13 protein-coding genes and 1 pseudogene are annotated in these 19989 nt (G+C 49.7%); 6 read left to right on the top strand and 8 right to left on the bottom strand.

All coding sequences use genetic code 11. From position 1 onward, the window contains the following. Positions 1–83: 83 nt before the first annotated feature. The 3 genes from glpC to glpA are packed head-to-tail and all read right to left on the bottom strand — an operon-like array spanning position 84 to position 4148. Entirely contained in the window at positions 84–1274 is a 1191-nt protein-coding gene (gene glpC / locus G434_RS17195; RefSeq protein ID WP_001000352.1) for an anaerobic glycerol-3-phosphate dehydrogenase subunit GlpC, read from the bottom strand. Next, entirely contained in the window at positions 1271–2530 is a 1260-nt protein-coding gene (glpB, locus tag G434_RS17200; protein ID WP_001209956.1) for a glycerol-3-phosphate dehydrogenase subunit GlpB, read from the bottom strand. Before glpB ends, glpC begins: the two co-directional genes overlap by 4 nt. Then, positions 2520–4148, bottom strand: coding sequence for an anaerobic glycerol-3-phosphate dehydrogenase subunit A (glpA, locus tag G434_RS17205; RefSeq protein WP_016239060.1), 1629 nt, complete (start codon positions 4146–4148; stop codon positions 2520–2522). The genes glpB and glpA overlap by 11 nt, the downstream gene beginning before the upstream one ends. A 272-nt stretch (positions 4149–4420) precedes the next feature. Here glpA and glpT point away from each other — a divergent pair, with 272 nt between their 5' ends. Both glpT and glpQ read left to right on the top strand, forming a co-directional pair. Beyond that, on the top strand, positions 4421–5779 hold the full coding sequence (glpT, locus tag G434_RS17210) for a glycerol-3-phosphate transporter (protein ID WP_000948719.1): 1359 nt from the start codon (positions 4421–4423) through the stop codon (positions 5777–5779). A 4-nt stretch (positions 5780–5783) separates the two neighbouring features. Next, the gene (gene glpQ, locus G434_RS17215; protein ID WP_000779113.1) at positions 5784–6860 is read left to right on the top strand and encodes a glycerophosphodiester phosphodiesterase; all 1077 of its coding nucleotides are present in this window, start codon (positions 5784–5786) and stop codon (positions 6858–6860) included. Between the two features lie 220 nt (positions 6861–7080). Here glpQ and G434_RS17220 read toward each other — a convergent pair. Beyond that, positions 7081–8151 (bottom strand): annotated as a pseudogene (locus tag G434_RS17220) (hypothetical protein). 465 nt (positions 8152–8616) lie between these two features. Then, on the bottom strand, positions 8617–9495 hold the full coding sequence (locus G434_RS17225; protein ID WP_000176736.1) for a LysR family transcriptional regulator: 879 nt from the start codon (positions 9493–9495) through the stop codon (positions 8617–8619). Between the two features lie 151 nt (positions 9496–9646). On the opposite strand from G434_RS17225, the gene G434_RS17230 reads away from it, so the two are divergent. Together G434_RS17230 and inaA are read left to right on the top strand one after the other, a co-directional pair. Next, positions 9647–10837, top strand: coding sequence for an MFS transporter (locus G434_RS17230; RefSeq protein ID WP_000660225.1), 1191 nt, complete (start codon positions 9647–9649; stop codon positions 10835–10837). A gap of 80 nt (positions 10838–10917) precedes the next feature. Beyond that, positions 10918–11568 carry a lipopolysaccharide kinase InaA gene (inaA, locus tag G434_RS17235; RefSeq protein ID WP_000301028.1) on the top strand — a complete coding sequence of 217 codons (651 nt, stop codon included), beginning with the start codon at positions 10918–10920 and terminating at the stop codon, positions 11566–11568. 53 nt (positions 11569–11621) lie between these two features. On the opposite strand, the gene yfaE is transcribed toward inaA, so the two are convergent. The 3 genes from yfaE to nrdA all read right to left on the bottom strand — a co-directional run bounded on the left by yfaE (position 11622) and on the right by nrdA (position 15525). After that, a complete protein-coding gene (yfaE, locus tag G434_RS17240) occupies positions 11622–11876 on the bottom strand; it encodes a ferredoxin-like diferric-tyrosyl radical cofactor maintenance protein YfaE (RefSeq protein ID WP_000135039.1) in 255 nt (84 codons plus the stop codon). Next, entirely contained in the window at positions 11876–13006 is a 1131-nt protein-coding gene (gene nrdB / locus G434_RS17245) for a class Ia ribonucleoside-diphosphate reductase subunit beta (RefSeq protein WP_000332037.1), read from the bottom strand. The genes yfaE and nrdB overlap by 1 nt, the downstream gene beginning before the upstream one ends. A gap of 233 nt (positions 13007–13239) precedes the next feature. Next, the gene (gene nrdA / locus G434_RS17250; protein ID WP_001075170.1) at positions 13240–15525 is read right to left on the bottom strand and encodes a class 1a ribonucleoside-diphosphate reductase subunit alpha; all 2286 of its coding nucleotides are present in this window, start codon (positions 15523–15525) and stop codon (positions 13240–13242) included. Positions 15526–15652: 127 nt separating this feature from the next. Here nrdA and ypaB point away from each other — a divergent pair, with 127 nt between their 5' ends. Beyond that, on the top strand, positions 15653–15796 hold the full coding sequence (ypaB, locus tag G434_RS30935) for a protein YpaB (protein WP_001300064.1): 144 nt from the start codon (positions 15653–15655) through the stop codon (positions 15794–15796). A 424-nt stretch (positions 15797–16220) separates the two neighbouring features. Continuing rightward, entirely contained in the window at positions 16221–19934 is a 3714-nt protein-coding gene (yfaL, locus tag G434_RS17255; RefSeq protein WP_001220060.1) for an AIDA-I family autotransporter adhesin YfaL/EhaC, read from the top strand. The last annotated feature ends 55 nt before the right edge of the window (positions 19935–19989 follow it).

Genomic DNA, 19989 nt, shown 5'->3' with positions numbered 1-19989 from the left:
CGTTGCAACGCATACATTGGGCACGGAATCGTGTACGCAAAAATGCCCGGTAACAACATGCTTACCGGGCATCAGAAAGGAGTTTAAGCCAGCGCCTGGGCCAGCAGCGTAATCGGATGTTCGCAGCGAAGACTTGTGGACATCTCAATCTGCCATTTGCAGGTTTCGCAGTCGGTAACCACCAGATCTGCGCCGCTTTCTTCTATCTGACGGAACAGTGGTGCGCCGATGGCTTGTGAGGTGGGGTAGTTCTCTTTTTTGAAACCGTAAGTACCCGCAATACCGCAGCACTGGGAATCCAGCACCGTTAACTCAAGCCCCGGGATTTTACGCAACAGCTCCAGGGTGTAGAGCGTCCAGCCCATTTTTTCCATATGGCACGGAGTGTGATAAACCACTTTCAGCGGCAGCGGTTTCAGCGGTAACGTTTTGCCTTCGTCCAGCTTGCGCCACAGCCAGCGGGTCGCCAGTTCGATATGATCGCGCAAGCCTTTGTTGTCGACATTCAGCACTTCCGGGTATTCGTCGCGCAGGGCAAAGGTACAGGTTGAGGAGGTGGCAATCACCGGAATACCTTTTACTCCCACTGCTTCGCGGATCGACTCTACATTTGTGATTGCCTGTTTACGTGCTTTATCGGTAAAGCCGTTGGCGATCAGCGGTACGCCGCAGCATTTTTCTTTGCTGAGCAGTTGTACACCGGTACCCATTGCGTTGAGCACTTTAATTAAATCTTTGCCTAACTGCGGATGGTTGTAGTTAACGAAGCAGCCGTGAAAGAAAGCCACCTGGTCTTTATATTGTGCCTGCTGGGCCGCCACGCTGTGATACCAGCGACGGAACGTACCGAAGGAGTATTTCGGTAGCGTGCGGCGATGATCGATTTTTAACGCCGCATCAAGCAGCTGCCGCACTGGTTTCAGCGAGGTAGCGGTATTGACGATTGGTGCGAACGGCGTGGAAACGCTACCCATCAGGTCGGTATGACTCAACACAAAATTGCGCAGCGACGGGCGTGTGGTGTCATATTTCGCCCGCGCGCGCTGGATGATATCGCCAATCTTCACATCGGACGGGCAGGCGACTTCGCAACGTTTGCAGTTGATGCAATATTTCAGCGCCTCGTCATACAGTGCGCCATCTTTCAAACGCAGACGCTCGCCATCCGGCCCGGCTTGTTTTGGCCCCGGATATCCCGGATTCACCCGGCTCACCGGGCAGGCGGTGGTGCAGACGGTGCACTTAATGCAGTTTTCGAAGCTGGTGTCGTTCATTGTTGGCCTCCTGCGCGTTGGGCAATCTGTTGAGCGGCATGTAAAGCACTGACGGCACAAACACCGCCGCCGCATCCCTGGGCGATGGGATCAAATCCGCCCAGCACCGAACCGATGGCAAACAGGTTCTCAATGGTTTGACCTGCCTGCGACGGGCGTAGTGCCTCATCAGTGGTTACACCGAACTGCTGCCACGGTTGCGGCGCAAAAAAATCGCCCTTATACCATTCACCCCGCGTGGCGGTTTGTAGCACATCAAGGCCGAGAATCGGCTCGCGAATGCCGTCACGTTCTGCCACCAGTCCGCCGCTAAAGAAACTGCCGCTCGCAAGCACCGCAAATCGTGGGCGCAGCGGGATATCGGCGTGATTGCGGGTCCAGATTTCATTCACTACGCCATTTTTACAGGTCACTTTTTTCACTTCATCGCCTGGCATCCACACGCCACCCTGGCGCACAAACTGACGTTGAAGCTGATTTTGCAGACGAATGCCCAGCACGGAAGGCGGCAGCGTTGGCAAAAGCATCAATGAACAAGGTAGTTTTTCGTTCAACCAACGCCAGAGTTTGTCATCAGCCAGGCCGAAGCAGGCGGGCATCAGGATCATTTCGCAGGTATTGGCGACAGGAATAAGCGCATCAAGTAACAGCGACCAGTTCTCTTCGTTATCAAGGAAACGGGCGATATTCACCGCGCGAAACTCGGTGGCGTTGTTGCGCAGCACATCCAGTTCCGGCAGTTCAATTTCTGCGGTTTCAACTTTAAGATCCAATTCGCGCAATGAAGCCGCCGCAAGATGCGCCTGAAAATCCATCAGGCCGCTTATCCCGACCACACATATTTTCTTCGCGGGCAACGGCCAGACAGGAACTTCTGGCGAACTTAGCCAGGTTGAGCGCAGAGTGCCGAGTGGCGTAATCCGCTGGTGGGCCAGTTCTACGCTGCCCTGTAATTGCGCACCGCTTTCAGCGATTAATGCTTGCGCCTGGCAAGCGAGATCGAGCACGCGCTGTGGGCCGAGAACGCTGTAAGGATGGGCAGGTGCCTGCTGACGCAAAGATTCCAGTCCACTGTGAATGTCTGTCACCGGTTGACCATCCGGCAGATGGCTCAGCAAATCCAGCGATCCAGATGAGAAATGGAGCGCGCTTTGACCACGAGTGACAATGGTACAGCGCAGGCCGTGTTTTTGCAGTTGCAGGCCACAGAGTAATCCGGCGAGGCCGCCGCCCATAATGACAGTATCAAAGCGCATCTTTCTGCTCCTTCTCCAGACCACACAGTCCCTGATAAACCCAGCGGGTAAATTCGCTTTCGCGCAGTGCGTCTCCCCAGGCGATGGGTTGCACGCCTTTCCAGCGTTCGTTAAGGAAGGTGGAAAGTTGCTCGATAGATTGCGCGGACGTCGTGACGTTAAAACGTTGCAGCAGTCCGGCAGCCCGGCAGGCGCAGAGTTCGCCCTGGCAGGTACCCATCCCTACACGGGTACGACGGCGTAAATCCAGCAGGCTGTTAACATTTAAATTTTCTACTGCGTACTGCACTTCACCCGCAGTTACCGCTTCGCACTCACATACCAGGCTGCGGTGCAGGCGGCCTTCGCTCAGCCAGGCTGGTGTGCGATCGCCGTGCCGGTAAACTGCGGAACCGCGCAGCGGAGCGGGCAGGGAGATCACTTTGCGCAGCGTGACTTCTGCCGGTTCCTGTGAGCCAGGCAACGGCGTGTCGGCAGTGGTACAGGGGCGCGTATTGCCCAGCTTGCGACATACCGCGTCGGTAGCCCATTCCGCCATCAGCCGATAGGTCATCAGTTTGCCACCGGTGATGGTGATAAATCCGTCCAGACCATCGCGTTCAGCATGATCGAGCAGCACGATGCCACGGCTGACGTTACGTCCGCTCGGGTCGTCATCGCTGGCAACCAGTGGACGCACGCCAGAGTAGGCCCGCAAAATGCGCGTTTTCGCCATCACGGGGGCCAGTTTTTCCCCTTCACGCAGCAGAATATCAACTTCTTCTGCCGTCACTCGATTATCGTCAATCTCGTTGTAATCAATACGTAAAGAGGTGGTGCCAATCAGCGAAATGGTATCGCCAGGCACCAGAATATCGGCGTCGGACGGTTTGCGGCAGCGGTTGATCACATGCTGATTAATGCGGTGGTCCATGATCAGCAGCGATCCTTTCGCCGGGAACATGCGAATGCGGAGATCGGTATATTCGGCAATGTGTTGCCCCCAGATCCCAGCGGCATTAACCACGACAGGCGCATGAAGGGCCTGAGTTTCGCCGGTGAGATGGTTACGTACACGAACGCCGCACACCGTCGCGCCTTCACGAATCAGTCCCGTGACCTCATGAGCGGTAAGGATAACGGCACCGTGTTCTTTGGCATCCAGCATGTTTGCTGCGGTCAGACGAAATGGATCAACGGTGCCATCCGGAACTTTCACCGCGCCAATCAGTGCCGGGTTAACGGCAGGTTCGATAATGCGCGCTTGCTGCGGGTCTATAGCTTCTGCGCTGATCCCTGCTTCTTCGCAGGCGCGGATAAAAGTGGCCTGGAAGGAGAGATCATCTTCCGGCAGGGTGATAAACAGGCCGTTGGTCGGTTCAACGCAGTGACGCGCAATGCGTTTCAGGATCTGGTTTTCACTAATACATTCGCGGGCCGATTCCGAATCGGTTACCGCATAGCGCGCACCGCTGTGCAGCAGGCCGTGGTTACGCCCGGTGGCACCGGTTGCGATGTCGTGGCGTTCTACCAAAATCACGCGCAGCCCGCGCAGGGCACAGTCGCGGGCAATCCCGGCTCCCGTTGCGCCGCCGCCAATGATAATCACGTCACTTGATTGCGAGTCGCGAGTTTTCATTGTTATCCCTCTGAAGTTCGTTTTTTACCATTTAGCCATAGTAAAAACATGAATTGTTTGATTTCGCGCATATTCGCTCATAATTCGAAAGTGAAACGTGATTTCATGCGTCATTCTGAACATTTAACCCATCGTATTTAATAATGTGTGCGGTAATTCACATTTAATTTATGAATGTTTTCTTAACATCGCGGCAACTCAAGAAACGGCAGGTTCTCCCACTGAATCAGGCTGTTAATCATAAATAAGACCACGGGCCACGGAGGCTATCAATGTTGAGTATTTTTAAACCAGCGCCACACAAAGCGCGCTTACCTGCCGCGGAGATCGATCCGACTTATCGTCGATTGCGCTGGCAAATTTTCCTGGGGATATTCTTTGGCTATGCTGCTTACTATTTGGTTCGTAAGAACTTTGCGCTCGCTATGCCTTATCTGGTCGAGCAGGGCTTCTCACGCGGTGATTTAGGTTTTGCCCTTTCGGGGATCTCGATTGCTTATGGATTTTCGAAATTCATCATGGGCTCGGTGTCGGATCGCTCGAATCCGCGCGTTTTCCTGCCCGCAGGTTTGATTCTGGCGGCGGCGGTGATGCTTTTTATGGGCTTTGTGCCCTGGGCGACGTCGAGCATTGCGGTGATGTTTGTGCTGCTGTTCCTCTGCGGTTGGTTCCAGGGGATGGGATGGCCGCCGTGCGGTCGTACTATGGTGCACTGGTGGTCGCAGAAAGAACGTGGCGGCATTGTGTCAGTATGGAACTGTGCGCACAACGTCGGTGGTGGTATTCCGCCGCTGCTGTTCCTGCTGGGGATGGCCTGGTTCAATGACTGGCACGCCGCGCTCTATATGCCCGCATTCTGCGCCATTCTGGTGGCACTGTTCGCCTTTGCGATGATGCGCGATACCCCGCAATCCTGTGGCCTGCCGCCGATCGAAGAGTACAAAAATGATTATCCGGACGACTATAACGAAAAAGCGGAACAGGAGCTGACTGCGAAGCAAATCTTCATGCAGTACGTGCTGCCGAACAAACTGCTGTGGTACATCGCTATCGCCAACGTGTTCGTTTATCTGCTGCGTTACGGCATCCTCGACTGGTCACCGACTTATCTGAAAGAGGTGAAACACTTCGCGCTGGATAAATCCTCCTGGGCCTACTTCTTCTATGAGTATGCGGGCATTCCGGGCACCCTGCTGTGCGGCTGGATGTCGGACAAAGTCTTCCGCGGTAACCGTGGGGCCACCGGCGTCTTCTTTATGACACTGGTGACCATCGCGACTATCGTTTACTGGATGAACCCGGCGGGCAATCCGAACGTCGATATGATCTGTATGATTGTTATCGGCTTCCTGATTTACGGTCCTGTGATGTTGATCGGTCTGCATGCGCTGGAACTGGCACCGAAAAAAGCGGCAGGTACGGCAGCGGGCTTTACCGGGCTGTTTGGTTACCTGGGCGGTTCGGTGGCGGCGAGCGCGATTGTTGGCTACACCGTGGACTTCTTCGGCTGGGATGGCGGCTTTATGGTAATGATTGGCGGCAGCATTCTGGCGGTTATCTTGTTGATTGTTGTGATGATTGGCGAAAAACGTCGCCATCAGGAATTACTGCAAAAACGCAACGGAGGCTAATGGCATGAAATTGACGCTGAAAAACCTTAGCATGGCGATCATGATGAGCACTATGGTCATGGGAAGCGGTGCAATGGCGGCGGATAACAACGAAAAAATAGTCATCGCCCATCGCGGTGCCAGTGGATATTTGCCGGAGCATACGCTGCCAGCAAAAGCGATGGCGTATGCGCAGGGAGCGGATTATCTGGAACAAGATTTGGTGATGACCAAAGACGACCATCTGGTTGTCCTGCATGACCATTATCTCGATCGTGTTACTGATGTTGCCGATCGTTTCCCGGATCGGGCGCGCAAAGACGGTCGTTACTACGCGATAGATTTCACGCTCGATGAAATTAAGTCACTGAAATTTACCGAAGGTTTCGATATTGAAAACGGTAAGAAAGTACAGACTTATCCGGGCCGTTTCCCGATGGGTAAATCTGACTTCCGGGTACACACTTTCGAAGAAGAGATTGAATTTGTTCAGGGGTTAAATCACTCTACCGGGAAAAATATCGGTATCTATCCAGAAATTAAAGCGCCGTGGTTCCATCATCAGGAAGGGAAGGATATTGCGGCAAAAACGCTGGAAGTGCTGAAGAAATATGGTTACACCGGTAAGGACGACAAAGTTTATTTGCAATGTTTTGATGCCGATGAACTGAAGCGTATTAAGAATGAGCTGGAACCTAAAATGGGCATGGACCTCAATCTGGTACAGCTGATTGCCTATACCGACTGGAACGAAACTCAGCAGAAACAGCCGGACGGAAGCTGGGTTAATTACAACTACGACTGGATGTTTAAGCCGGGAGCCATGAAACAGGTGGCGGAATATGCAGATGGTATTGGTCCGGATTACCATATGTTGATTGAGGAGACATCGCAGCCGGGTAATATCAAACTCACTGGCATGGTGCAAGATGCTCAGCAGAACAAGCTGGTAGTGCATCCTTATACCGTGCGGTCAGATAAACTGCCTGAATACACTACTGATGTGAATCAGTTATATGATGCTCTGTATAACAAAGCGGGTGTAAATGGGCTGTTTACTGATTTCCCTGATAAGGCAGTAAAATTCCTTAATAAAGAGTAATGCTATTGCAGGATGGCGTTCATGCGCCATCCTCTGCTAAAGAGAAATAATGTTACTCCCGGTTGTTCTATTCATTAACCGGTGCATCCTGTTAAAAAAGATGCCAACATATTTGCGTAAAACTCATTCGTTAAGAAAGCTAACACTGGGCATTGTTATTCCTTAAATAGTATGAATTGGGTTCAATAATAAATTGTATTGCAGTTTATACTGTAAAGTATTATTCGCATTTCGGAAAAGTAAAGAAAATATTAATGTATCTTATTAATTTATCATATTGGTCTTGAGTGAATGCTGTTTGCACACCTTCAGGACAATATTCACCAGTAATAACTAGTTGTCCATTGCTGTGTTGTACCATTAAACCTTTTTTTTCCTTTGGATCTTCAAACTTAGAATTATCAAACGTGAAGATGTTATTTTCCTGTTTTGAGTAAGCAAAGAAATCTCGTGTATAGCTGAAACTATCATTTATTAATGGTGCTAACTTTTTGTCGGCGATATCGATAAGCTCACCACTTAATTTATTTATGTATTTCATTTGGTTCAATTTTTTCTGCGCTTGTACAATTTGCTTGTAGGTATTTTTAATTTCCTTAGAAGAATTCTTGAATTTATCATAGCGTTCCACGGAGGATGCGTATTTGTACCATTCTGTATTTTTCTCAGAATGTAGTAGCAGGTCTGTATATTTTTTTTGATCGCTGTAAAGTTGACTTTTAATACTTTCCTCACTGCTGGTTTTATAAGGTTTATCAGAGCTGTTTATTTTTGAAATGTCTTTTTCTGTCGGTGACTGGACCGTGTTGTGGATATTTTCTTTTATAACATGTTCATTGATGATGTTAATTGCAGTTTCATATTCATTTAAGTTTATTGTTCTTTGTGAAATAAACCCTTCTTTGCTTTCGACACTCAAAATACCTTCGTTGTTTTCACCTCGGGTAAAGGTAAGGGTATAGGGTTCATAATCCGCTGCAAATTCATTTTTATACGTTATGACATGTTCGACAAAATGTCTTATTGGTACGAAACCATAACTGTGAACGTCAATTTTTTGGGTCTTGATACTATCAATTGCATCTGAGGCTTTCGTGAAAAAAGCCAATAAATTAGCTATGCTGTCTGCTGAGGTTGATAACCCGTATCTACTTTGAGATATTTTTAGAAACTCATCGCAAAAAATCTCAAGTTTCGCGGTTTGTTGTGATTCTTTGTAAACTTCTGCTGGTTGCAATTTATTATTTTGTAAAATATTACAGCGAGATAAGTGAATAGATGTATTTGGCATAAATGATTCCTTGTAGTGTGAGTTAACAAGATACAATCTAATCTTTGCAAAATATATTCACTATCAAATTTAGCTCATTTTATTACGAAGACCTTTACGCATGTTAGAAAGTATCATTATTGTTAATAAATACGGTAATAAGTAACAAACAGATATTGATAACTTCCCTGACAAGTTATTAGGTATCCCACTTGAAGATTGAGAATGGCTCCAGAGTAAACTGTGTACTGTTCGCCGGAGTGTCATTACTCTCAACAATCGGTTTTGACAGTGAGTCGGGCGCTTCATACCGGTTTCTACCTGGAGTCATTGTCACTTCTCCCAACTGGATAAATATATATCGCCAATTCACAAAGTGGGCCAAAATCAGGTGAAAACGAATTATTACGCCTGGTAAAGGCTATAGTACAACTAAGTGTGGCGAATCAGGCAGTCTTGCATTTGTCATCAATCTCATGTCTTACATCAAATTTTTCCACTCACCACGAGTTGTTCCGTACACATTTGTAGTAAAAACAGTGGACTGCCTTCTACCGGCTTTTCTTTAGCCAGCAACGAAATCTGTCGATAGAAGGTTGGTTCGAGAGGAACGGAACACAATTCATCTGCAATGGTTTTCAGCGTTAACTCTGGTAATAAGGCGATGCCTAATCCCTGTCGAATAAAACTGATCGCTGTATCCGGGTGATTAAATTCATATTTTATCTGTGGGGTAATATTCTTTTCTTTAAATAGTGCCATAATGCTTAATTCATAGCGTCCTTTACTAATAATTAATGGTTCACCCATTAACTCTTCCACTGTAATAGTGCTGTTTTTTGCCAGAGCATGGTTGGGCGGTAACACTACGGTGAATTTATCCTGATAAATGGGCACGGAGTACATTCCGCTCACCGGAAAATGAACAAAACCGGCATCAATGGATTCATTCTGAAGGGAATCAATAATCGCTGTGCTATTTTCCTCAAAAGGAATAATTTTTATATTCGGATGATGAATTTCAAAGTAGCGAATCACAGCCGGTAAGATACAGGCGCAGACGCTGGGGAAACAACCAAGTCTCAGCGTTCTTTGAGGGTTCTGCTTTTCCTGCTCGGCTATCTCTTTTACTGCGTTAACTTCCCGATTAATGGCGCGCAGATGATGCACAATGCGATGACCTGCTGTGGTCAGTTGTATAGCTTTACGGCGATCGCGTAACAGTATATTCACACCAAGTTCTTGTTCGAGGGCAGCAATTGCCTGACTTACCGCCGACTGCGTCATGAACAATCGCTTGCTGGCTTCAGTAAAGCCACCGTAATCCAGCACGGCGAGTAAAGAATTTATTTGGGTAAGAGTCATTAGAGTTTGCTAATCAATAATATTAAAACGATTAATTTCTCTAATAGCATGCCGCCATTTATACTTCTGTTCTGCAAAGTACATCACAATTTGACGCAACCGCAGTAACGGGAGTGTTGTCTGCGTGCGTCATCCTGACAGGCGGTAGGGTATGAAAGAGAAGTTATGGACGAAGGATTTTTGGGCAATAACCATCATCAGCTTTATTATTTTCTTCGTCTTTTATGTTTTACTAACATTGTTGCCAATTTATATCTCTGACCGCTTGCATGCCTCTCCTGATAAAGCCGGTTTATTGGTGACTTTATTTTTAATTGCCGCCATTGTTATTCGCCCCTTTGCCGGGCAATGGGTGGGTAAATATTCGAATAAAACTATTCTGGTGCTCTCTTCTCTGGCCTTTTTGTTGGTCACTGCGTTGTATCCTTTTTGCCACTCAATTGAATCACTGCTTTTTATTCGGGTGCTTCATGGTATTACCTTCGGGGTTATTACTACGGTAAAAGGAACGATTTCCGCGCGGCTGATCCCGGCCTCCCGACGTGGGGAGGGCATCAGTTTTTTCTCTCTGGCAATGGGGCTGGCAATGGTGGTCGGGCCGTGGATTGGCCTGAATATGGCGCGCTGGGAGGCCTTTAATATGGCTTTCTGGTTATGCACCGGCGTGGCAGCGGTGGGGATTATTCTGTCGCTGATTATGACAGTGCCGCCGGTTATCAGCCATGCTGATGGTTCAAAGCCGAAAATGGGCTTCGCCGCCATGTTCGATCGCGCGGCGTTGCCATTTGCGATGGTCACCTTTTTTATGACCTTTTCGTATGCCGGGGTTTCTGCTTTTCTGGCGCTTTATGCACGCGAACTTAACCTGATGTCGGCAGCCAGTAATTTCCTGCTTTGCTACGCTATCTTCCTGATGATCTGCCGTACCTTTACCGGCAATGTCTGCGACAAAAAAGGACCGAAATATGTGGTTTACCCTTGCCTTGTGTTCTTTACGGTTGGACTGGTGGTTCTCGGCTACACCCAGGGAAGCATAATGATGGTTGTTTCTGGCGCGTTGATTGGTATCGGGTATGGTTCCGTGACGCCAGTTTTTCAGACGCAGATTATCAGTTCAGTGGAACCGCATAAAATCGGTGTCGCAAACTCCCTATTCTTCAATGCGATGGATGCAGGCCTGGCGCTGGGAGCCTGTGTGATGGGGATGATGGTTGCACATACTGGCTACCGAATGATTTATCTGCTGGGTGCACTATTAGTGGTAGTGGCTGGTGGAGTCTATGCGCTGCAAATGAAGGGTAAAAGCGGTGTCGCGCTAGTAGTGGCAAAAGAAATTCATTAATACGACACGTTTCATTAAGATTTTTCGCAGGTAACCACCTATAGTCATTGTCGTTAATAAAAAATGACAGGCGATAGGGTATGGCAGTTTCAGCAAAGCACGACGAATTTAATCACTGGTGGGCAACAGAGGGCGACTGGGTTGAAGAGCCTAACTATCGCCGTAATGGTATGAGCGGGGTGCAATGCGTCGAGCGCAACGGCAAAAAGCTATATGTAAAGCGCATGACGCATCATCTGTTTCATTCCGTACGTTATCCTTTCGGCCGACCAACGATTGTCCGTGAGGTTGCGGTAATTAAAGAACTGGAACGGGCCGGTGTCATCGTGCCGAAGATCGTTTTTGGTGAAGCGGTGAAAATTGAGGGGGAATGGCGCGCGTTGCTGGTGACTGAAGATATGGCGGGGTTCATCAGCATTGCTGACTGGTATGCCCAGCATGCAGTAACGCCCTATTCTGACGAAGTACGGCAAGCCATGTTGAAAGCAGTGGCGCTGGCGTTTAAGAAAATGCATAGCGTTAATCGTCAGCATGGCTGTTGTTATGTTCGCCATATCTATGTGAAAACAGAAGGTAAGGCAGAAGCTGGTTTTCTTGATCTGGAGAAAAGTCGTCGCCGCTTGCGTCGCGATAAAGCGATTAATCATGACTTCCGCCAGCTGGAAAAATATCTGGAGCCGATCCCTAAAGCGGACTGGGAGCAGGTGAAAGCGTATTACTACGCCATGTAATCGTTGTAGGCCAGATAATACGCGTAAGCGTCGTATCTGGCGCTAGTACCCGATCACAACTCGATTTCAATATCGCCTTTTGCCCGGCAACAACAGGGCAAAATTTCCCCCGGCTGAATAAAGGCTAACGGTTCGGCAATCCAGTCCACCTGGCCTGCAACAAGGCGCGTGCGACAGGAACCGCAGTAACCTTCGCGGCACTGGTACTCAACCGCCACATTGTGGGATTCCAGCGCCGCCAGAAGGGAAGGGTGTTCATCCTGGCACAGCAGTTGTGTGCCAGTGATGCGCAGGGTAACGCGAGCCATCAGAGCTGGAAGTTACTCAAATCGTCGGTGTCCACTTCCGAGTCAATCTGCCCGACCAGATAAGAACTGACTTCCACTTCCTGCGGAGCAACCTGCACGTTATCAGACACCAGCCAGGTATTGATCCACGGGATCGGGTTGGAGCGTGTCTGGAACGGCAGATCCAAACCGACTGCCTGCATGCGGATATTGGTGATGTATTCAACGTACTGGCAGAGAATGTCTTTATTCAGACCAATCATCGAACCGTCACGGAACAGATAATCCGCCCAGTCTTTCTCTTGCTGTGCCGCCTGGACAAACAGGTCATAGCATTCCTGCTTACATTCTTCGGCAATTTCCGCCATCTCCGGATCATCCGCACCGCTGCGCAGCAGATTCAGCATATGCTGAGTACCGGTCAGGTGCAGGGCTTCGTCGCGGGCAATCAGACGAATAATTTTGGCGTTACCTTCCATCAGTTCGCGTTCTGCAAAGGCAAAGGAACAAGCAAAGCTGACGTAGAAGCGGATCGCTTCCAGCGCGTTAACGCTCATCAGGCAGAGATACAGTTTTTTCTTCAGCTCGCGCAGGCTAACGGTTACGGTTTTACCGTTAACGGTGTGGGTACCTTCGCCCAGCAGATGCCAGTAGCTGGTCATTTCGATCAGCTCATCGTAATAGCTGGAGATCCCTTCCGCACGTTTCTGGATCTGCTCGTTGGTGACGATATCATCAAACACAACGGACGGATCGTTAACGATATTACGAATGATATGGGTATAAGAACGAGAGTGAATGGTTTCTGAGAACGCCCAGGTTTCGACCCAGGTTTCCAGTTCAGGGATCGAGATCAGCGGCAGCAGTGCCACGTTCGGGCTGCGACCCTGAATGGAGTCCAGCAGCGTCTGATATTTCAGGTTGCTGATAAAGATGTGTTTTTCGTGTTCAGGCAGTGCCTGGTAATCGATACGGTCACGAGAAACGTCAACTTCTTCCGGACGCCAGAAGAAAGAGAGCTGCTTTTCGATCAGCTTTTCGAAGATGTCATATTTTTGCTGATCGTAGCGAGCCACGTTAACCGGCTGACCAAAGAACATCGGTTCTTTCAGCTGATCATTTTTCGTCTGTGAAAAGGTGGTATATGCCATGAATGTGTCCTGTTGGGAGTTTAATGCCGGATAAGGCATTTTACGCCGCATCCTGTGCCTGATGCGACGCTGGCGCGTCTTATCAGGCCTACAAATCCGAGCCGTAGGCCGGATAAGGCGTTTACGCCGCATCCGGCACCCGGAGCCTGATGCGACGCTGGCGCGTCTTATCAGGCCTACAAACCGAGCCGTAGGCCGGATAAGGCGTTCACGCCGCATCCGGCATCTCAATATCAGATCTTACATGCGCCGCTTTCGCAGCCATCGTCCTGGATTGACGGCACCAGATCGTCTTGTGCGTCTTCAGCGCCGTCACGGGTGTTCTGATAATACAGCGTTTTGACCCCGAATTTGTAGGCGGTGAGCAGGTCTTTCAGCAGTTGCTGCATCGGCACTTTTCCTGACGGGAAGCGTGACGGATCGTAGTTGGTGTTAGCAGAGATCGACTGATCGATAAATTTCTGCATGATACCCACCAGTTGCAGGTAGCCATCGTTACCCGGCATTTCCCACAGCAGCTCATAGGCGTCGTGCAGATGCTCGTAGTCCGGCACCACCTGGCGGAGAATACCGTCTTTCGACGCTTTGATGCTGACGTAACCGCGCGGCGGTTCAATACCGTTAGTGGCGTTAGAGATCTGCGAAGAAGTCTCTGACGGCATCAGAGCAGAAAGCGTGGAGTTACGCAGGCCGTGCGTTTTGATTGACTCACGCAGTGCTTCCCAGTCGTAATGCAGCGGCTCATTAGCGATGGCATCCAGATCTTTCTTATAGGTATCGATCGGCAGGATCCCTTTCGCGTAAGTGGTTTCGTTAAACCACGGGCACGCGCCTTGCTCTTTCGCCAGCTCATTAGAGGCTTTCAGCAGGTAATACTGAATAGCTTCGAAGGTTTTATGTGTCAGGTTGTTGGCGCTGCCGTCGGAGTAGCGTTTACCGTGCTTCGCCAGGTAGTAAGCGAAGTTGATCACACCAATACCCAGCGTACGACGACCCATCGCTCCACGTTTGGCGGCCGGGATCGGGTAATCCTGATAATCCAGCAGCGCGTCGAGTGCGCGTACTGCCAGAATCGCCAGCTCTTCCAGTTCATCCAGGCTATTAATTGCGCCCAGGTTGAAAGCAGACAACGTACACAGCGCGATTTCACCGTTCTCGTCGTTGACATCATTCAGCGGTTTGGTCGGCAGGGCGATTTCCAGGCACAGGTTAGACTGGCGCACTGGCGCGATGGCCGGATCAAACGGGCTATGGGTATTGCAGTGGTCAACGTTCTGAATATAGATTCGACCGGTAGACGCACGTTCCTGCATCATCAGCGAGAACAGCTCAACGGCTTTCACACGCTGCTTGCGGATGCTGTCGTCTTTCTCATATTTGGTGTACAGGCGTTCAAACTCTTCCTGATCGGCGAAGAACGCGTCGTACAGCCCCGGTACGTCGGACGGGCTGAACAGGGTGATATCTTCACCTTTCAGCAGACGGGTATACATCAGTTTGTTGATTTGTACCCCGTAGTCCATATGACGCACGCGGTTGCCTTCCACCCCACGGTTGTTTTTCAACACCAACAGGCTTTCCACTTCCAGATGCCACATCGGGTAGAACAGCGTAGCCGCACCGCCACGCACACCGCCCTGAGAGCAGGATTTCACCGCTGTCTGGAAATGCTTATAGAACGGAATACAACCGGTATGGAACGCTTCGCCACCGCGAATCGGGCTACCCAGCGCACGAATACGCCCGGCATTGATGCCGATCCCGGCACGCTGGGAAACATATTTCACAATCGCGCTGGAGGTGGCGTTGATGGAATCCAGGCTGTCGCCGCACTCGATCAGTACGCAGGAGCTGAACTGACGAGTCGGGGTACGCACGCCGGACATGATTGGCGTCGGCAGCGAAATTTTAAATGTGGAAACCGCGTCGTAAAAACGCTTCACGTATTGCAGGCGCGTTTCACGCGGGTAGTTCGAGAACAGGCACGCGGCAACCAGAATATAAAGGAACTGGGCGCTTTCGTAGATTTCGCCGGTCACGCGGTTCTGTACCAGATATTTGCCTTCCAGCTGCTTAACGGCAGCATAAGAGAAGGTCATATCACGGTCGTGATCGATAAACGTGTCCATCTGCTTGAACTCTTCTTCCGTGTAGTCTTCCAGCAGATGATTATCGTATTTGCCCATCTCGACCATTTTCACCACGTGGTCGTACAGCGCAGGCGGCTCAAACTGGCCGTAGGCTTTTTTACGCAGGTGGAAGATTGCCAGGCGCGCGGCGAGATACTGATAATCCGGCGCATCACGGGAGATCAGGTCTGCGGCAGCCTTGATAATGGTTTCGTGGATGTCAGAGGTCTTGATACCGTCATAAAACTGAATGTGGGAGCGCAGTTCGACCTGGGAAATCGAAACGTTATGCAGTCCTTCTGCCGCCCAATCCAGAACGCGATGGATTTTGTCGAGATTGATGCGCTCTGTGCTACCGTCGCGCTTTGTCACCAGCAGATTCTGATTCATGTATGTCGTACCTGTTTTTGGAATTCTTTCCGCAATAGTTTCATGCAGACTACCTGTAGTGAGGGAAGCTGCTTAGAACACTATATATAGGGGGTATGTTTGGGATTCACTGCAAGATAGTGTGAAAATGGCCCTCTTGCAAGTGCATAACTTTGTGGATAACTCAGGAAGGAAAAAGTGGCTTTCGCGCACCTTAGGTCAGACAAGGTGTCCGGGAAAGTCAATGGGAAGAGAAAAATTTGTTAAAAATAACTGTTCGGCGATTTCTTGAACGGAAGAATAGGTTAGATAAATTGATATAGATGGTTTATTAATCTTTTGGCTAATGATTGCAAAAATTGATCTAAGCACGAGTCATCACATAATCTGATGTATCAGTTCTGGTCAATATATAAGCGAATGTAAGCGATTGTTGATATCGAAATGGTTGTTTTCTCTTCGGTTATTGTTAAATGCGAAGCCATTTTGTTAATTTACCTTATATTATAAGAAAATTATTCATTACTTTAATTCAGTTTAAATATAACTAATATCCCTTAAGGTGATTAACTTGAATTATGACGCACTGATATTATTCATGAAATAATAACAAAATAGCCATTGCACCGGGTTGAACAATTTACAAAAGAAAAATAACCCATATCGTATAATGCGATTAAATATGCCGTCTTATAGAAAATGATGGTCAGATTAATATGCGGATTATTTTTCTACGCAAGGAGTATTTATCTTTACTCCCGTCAATGATTGCATCTCTTTTCTCTGCTAACGGTGTCGCGGCGGTCATTGATTCATGTCAGGGATATGATATCAAAGCGAGTTGTCACGCCAGCAGGCAAAGCCTTTCAGGCATTACGCAGGACTGGAGCATCGCCGATGGGCAATGGCTGGTTTTTTCGGATATGACCAATAACGCCAGCGGTGGGGCCGTATTTTTGCAACAAGGAGCGGAGTTTTCTCTATCGCCAGAAAATGAAACTGGAATGACTCTGTTTGCCAATAATACTGTCTCAGGAGAATATAATAACGGCGGGGCAATATTTGCTAAAGAAAACTCAACGCTGAATCTTACTAATGTTATTTTTTCCGATAACGTTGCAGGTGGCTATGGTGGCGCAATCTATTCTTCTGGTACTAACGATACCGGTGTCGTCGATTTAAGTGTCACTAACGCCGTGTTTCGCAATAACATCGCTAATGACGGCAAAGGTGGTGGAATTTATACCATCAACAATGACGTCTATTTAAGTAAAGTTATTTTTGATAACAACCAGGCATATACATCAACAAGTTACAGTGATGGCGATGGGGGGGCAATCGATGTCACCGATAATAATAGCGATATCACGCATCCGTCAGGTTTCACAATAATAAATAACACCGCATTTACAAATAACACTGCCGAAGGTTATGGTGGGGCAATTTATACCAATAGCGTGTCGGCTCCCTATCTTATTGATATTTCGATTGATGACAGCTACAGCCAGAACGGCGGCGTGTTAATCGATGAGAACAATAGCGCGGCAGGTTATGGGGATGGTCCTTCCACTGCGGCGGGCGGCTTTATGTATCTCGGCTTAAGTGAAGTTACCTTTGATATTGCCGACGGAAAAACGCTGGTTATCGGCAATACAGAGAATGACGGAGCTGTTGACTCTATTGCTGGTACCGGGGTAATCACCAAAACAGGTTCCGGCGATCTGGTACTTAATGCAGATAACAATGACTTTACTGGTGAGATGCAGATAGAAAACGGTGAAGTTACCCTGGGCCGCAGCAACTCCCTGATGAATGTCGGCGATACGCATTGCCAGGACGATCCGCAAGACTGCTATGGTCTGACGATAGGGAGTATTGATCAGTATCAGAATCAGGCTGAGCTAAACGTTGGCTCGACCCAACAAACTTTTGTGCACGCATTGACGGGCTTTCAGAATGGCACTTTAAATATCGATGCTGGTGGCAACGTTACTGTTAATCAGGGCAGTTTTGCTGGCACCATCGAAGGTGCTGGTCAGCTCACCATTGCGCAAAACGGCAGCTACGTGCTGGCAGGGGCTCAGTCGATGGCGCTAACTGGCGATATAGTCGTTGATGATGGCGCGGTGCTTACGCTGGAAGGCGACGCGGCAGATCTTGCCGCTCTCCAGGACGATCCGCAGTCGATCGTGTTAAACGGCGGTGTGCTTGATCTCTCTGATTTCGCCACCTGGCAGAGCTGCACATCATACAACGATGGCCTTGCAGTCAGCGGCAGCGGCGGTACGGTTATCGGCAGTCAGGATGTGGTGGATCTCGCAGGGGGCGACAATTTGCATATCGGCGGCGACGGGCTGGTTAGCCTGGCAAACAATAATAGTTACCTGGGCACCACGCAAATCGCTTCCGGTACGCTGGTGGTGAGCGACAACTCGCAGCTTGGAGATACCCATTACAACCGCCAGGTTATCTTTACCGATAATCAACAAGAAAGCGTGATGGAGATTACTGCCAATGTCGATACTCGCTCTACAACGACTGAGCATGGGCGTGATATTGAAATGCGCGCCGACGGTGAAGTGGCAGTTGATGCGGGGGTAGACACGCAGTGGGGCGGACTGATGGCTGACAGCAGCGGGCAGCATCAAGATGAGGGTAGCACATTGACTAAAACGGGGGCGGGTACGCTGGAACTGACCGCCAGCGGTACGACGCAGTCGGCGGTACGTGTCGAAGAAGGCACCCTGAAAGGCGATGTTGCGGATATCTTCCCTTATGCTTCGTCGCTGTGGGTCGGTGACGGGGCAACATTCAAGACTGGCGCGGATCAGGATATTCAGTCAATTGATGCTACTTCCAGCGGCACTATCGACATCAGCGATGGTACGGTTTTGCGCCTGACCGGGCAGGATACTTCCGTCGCCCTTAATGCCTCACTGTTTAACGGCGATGGGACGCTGGTGAATGCCACCGATGGTGTGACGTTGACAGGTGAGCTTAATACCAACCTTGAAACTGACAGCCTGACTTATCTTTCCAACGTGACGGTTAATGGCAATCTGACCAATACGTCCGGTGCGGTTAGCCTGCAAAATGGCGTCGCTGGCGATACGCTGACGGTAAACGGTGATTATACCGGCGGCGGTACGCTACTGCTCGATAGCGAATTAAACGGCGATGACTCGGCAAGTGACCAACTGGTGTTGAACGGTAATACTGCTGGCAACACGACCGTGGTAATTAATCCCATTACGGGTATTGGTGAGCCGACATCTACAGGCATTAAAGTGGTTGATTTCGCAGCTGATCCCACGCAGTTTCAAAACAATGCGCAGTTCAGTCTGGCAGGTAGTGGCTACGTCAATATGGGAGCGTATGACTACACGCTGGTGGAAGATAACAACGACTGGTATCTGCGATCGCAAGAAGTAACGCCGCCATCGCCACCTGATCCCGACCCGACTCCCGATCCTGATCCCACACCGGATCCCGATCCAACACCCGACCCAGACCCTACGCCTGCTTACCAGCCGGTGCTGAATGCCAAAGTTGGTGGATATTTTAATAACCTGCGGGCGGCAAATCAGGCGTTTGTGATGGAGCGACACGATCACGCTGGTGGCAATGGTCAGACGCTGAATTTACGTGTTATCGGCGGAGATTATCATTACACAGCAGCGGGGCAACTGGCTCAGCATGAAGACACTTCTACGGTGCAGCTTAGCGGCGACTTGTTTAGCGGGCGCTGGGGCACGGATGGCGAGTGGATGCTTGGGGCGGTTGGTGGCTACAGTGATAACCAGGGCGACAGCCGCTCGAATATGACCGGAACTTGCGCCGATAACCAGAACCACGGTTATGCCGTTGGTCTGACCTCAAGCTGGTTTCAGCACGGTAATCAGAAGCAGGGGGCCTGGCTGGATAGCTGGCTGCAATACGCGTGGTTTAACAATGATGTTTCCGAACATGAAGATGGCGCGGATCATTACCACTCATCGGGGATTATCGCCTCGCTGGAAGCCGGGTATCAGTGGTTACCGGGGCGTGGTGTGGTGATTGAACCGCAGGCGCAGGTGATTTATCAGGGCGTGCAGCAGGATGATTTTACCGCCGCTAACCATGCGCGCGTGTCACAATCGCAGGGGGATGATATTCAGACGCGGCTGGGTTTACACAGCGAATGGCGTACCGCGGTTGGTGTCACACCAACATTAGATCTGAATTATTATCACGATCCCCATGCGACGGAAATTGAAGAAGATGGCAGCACTATCAGTGACGATGCGGTGAAGCAACGGGGTGAAATAAAAGTGGGAGTCACGGGCAATATCAGTCAGCGAGTGTCCCTGCGTGGTAACGTGGCGTGGCAGAAAGGGAGTGATGATTTTGCCCAGACGGCAGGGTTTTTGTCGATGACGGTGAAATGGTAGCTGCTTTGCGCCCGGCATTGTAGCCGGATGTGGTGCGAGCACCTTATCCGGCTAA

The sequence above is a fragment of the Escherichia sp. KTE172 genome (genome assembly GCF_000408845.1).
Classification (GTDB): Bacteria; Pseudomonadota; Gammaproteobacteria; order Enterobacterales; family Enterobacteriaceae; genus Escherichia; species Escherichia coli.
Note: the sequence above shows the minus strand (reverse complement) of the source record. Positions and strands in the feature narration are given on the sequence as shown.

Coding starts and splice junctions, on each gene's coding strand:
- glpC (WP_001000352.1), bottom strand. CDS start 1,274: ATGAACGACACCAGCTTCGAAAACTGCATTAAGTGCACCGTCTGCACC.
- glpB (WP_001209956.1), bottom strand. CDS start 2,530: ATGCGCTTTGATACTGTCATTATGGGCGGCGGCCTCGCCGGATTACTC.
- glpA (WP_016239060.1), bottom strand. CDS start 4,148: ATGAAAACTCGCGACTCGCAATCAAGTGACGTGATTATCATTGGCGGC.
- glpT (WP_000948719.1), top strand. CDS start 4,421: ATGTTGAGTATTTTTAAACCAGCGCCACACAAAGCGCGCTTACCTGCC.
- glpQ (WP_000779113.1), top strand. CDS start 5,784: ATGAAATTGACGCTGAAAAACCTTAGCATGGCGATCATGATGAGCACT.
- G434_RS17225 (WP_000176736.1), bottom strand. CDS start 9,495: ATGACTCTTACCCAAATAAATTCTTTACTCGCCGTGCTGGATTACGGT.
- G434_RS17230 (WP_000660225.1), top strand. CDS start 9,647: ATGAAAGAGAAGTTATGGACGAAGGATTTTTGGGCAATAACCATCATC.
- inaA (WP_000301028.1), top strand. CDS start 10,918: ATGGCAGTTTCAGCAAAGCACGACGAATTTAATCACTGGTGGGCAACA.
- yfaE (WP_000135039.1), bottom strand. CDS start 11,876: ATGGCTCGCGTTACCCTGCGCATCACTGGCACACAACTGCTGTGCCAG.
- nrdB (WP_000332037.1), bottom strand. CDS start 13,006: ATGGCATATACCACCTTTTCACAGACGAAAAATGATCAGCTGAAAGAA.
- nrdA (WP_001075170.1), bottom strand. CDS start 15,525: ATGAATCAGAATCTGCTGGTGACAAAGCGCGACGGTAGCACAGAGCGC.
- ypaB (WP_001300064.1), top strand. CDS start 15,653: ATGGCCCTCTTGCAAGTGCATAACTTTGTGGATAACTCAGGAAGGAAA.
- yfaL (WP_001220060.1), top strand. CDS start 16,221: ATGCGGATTATTTTTCTACGCAAGGAGTATTTATCTTTACTCCCGTCA.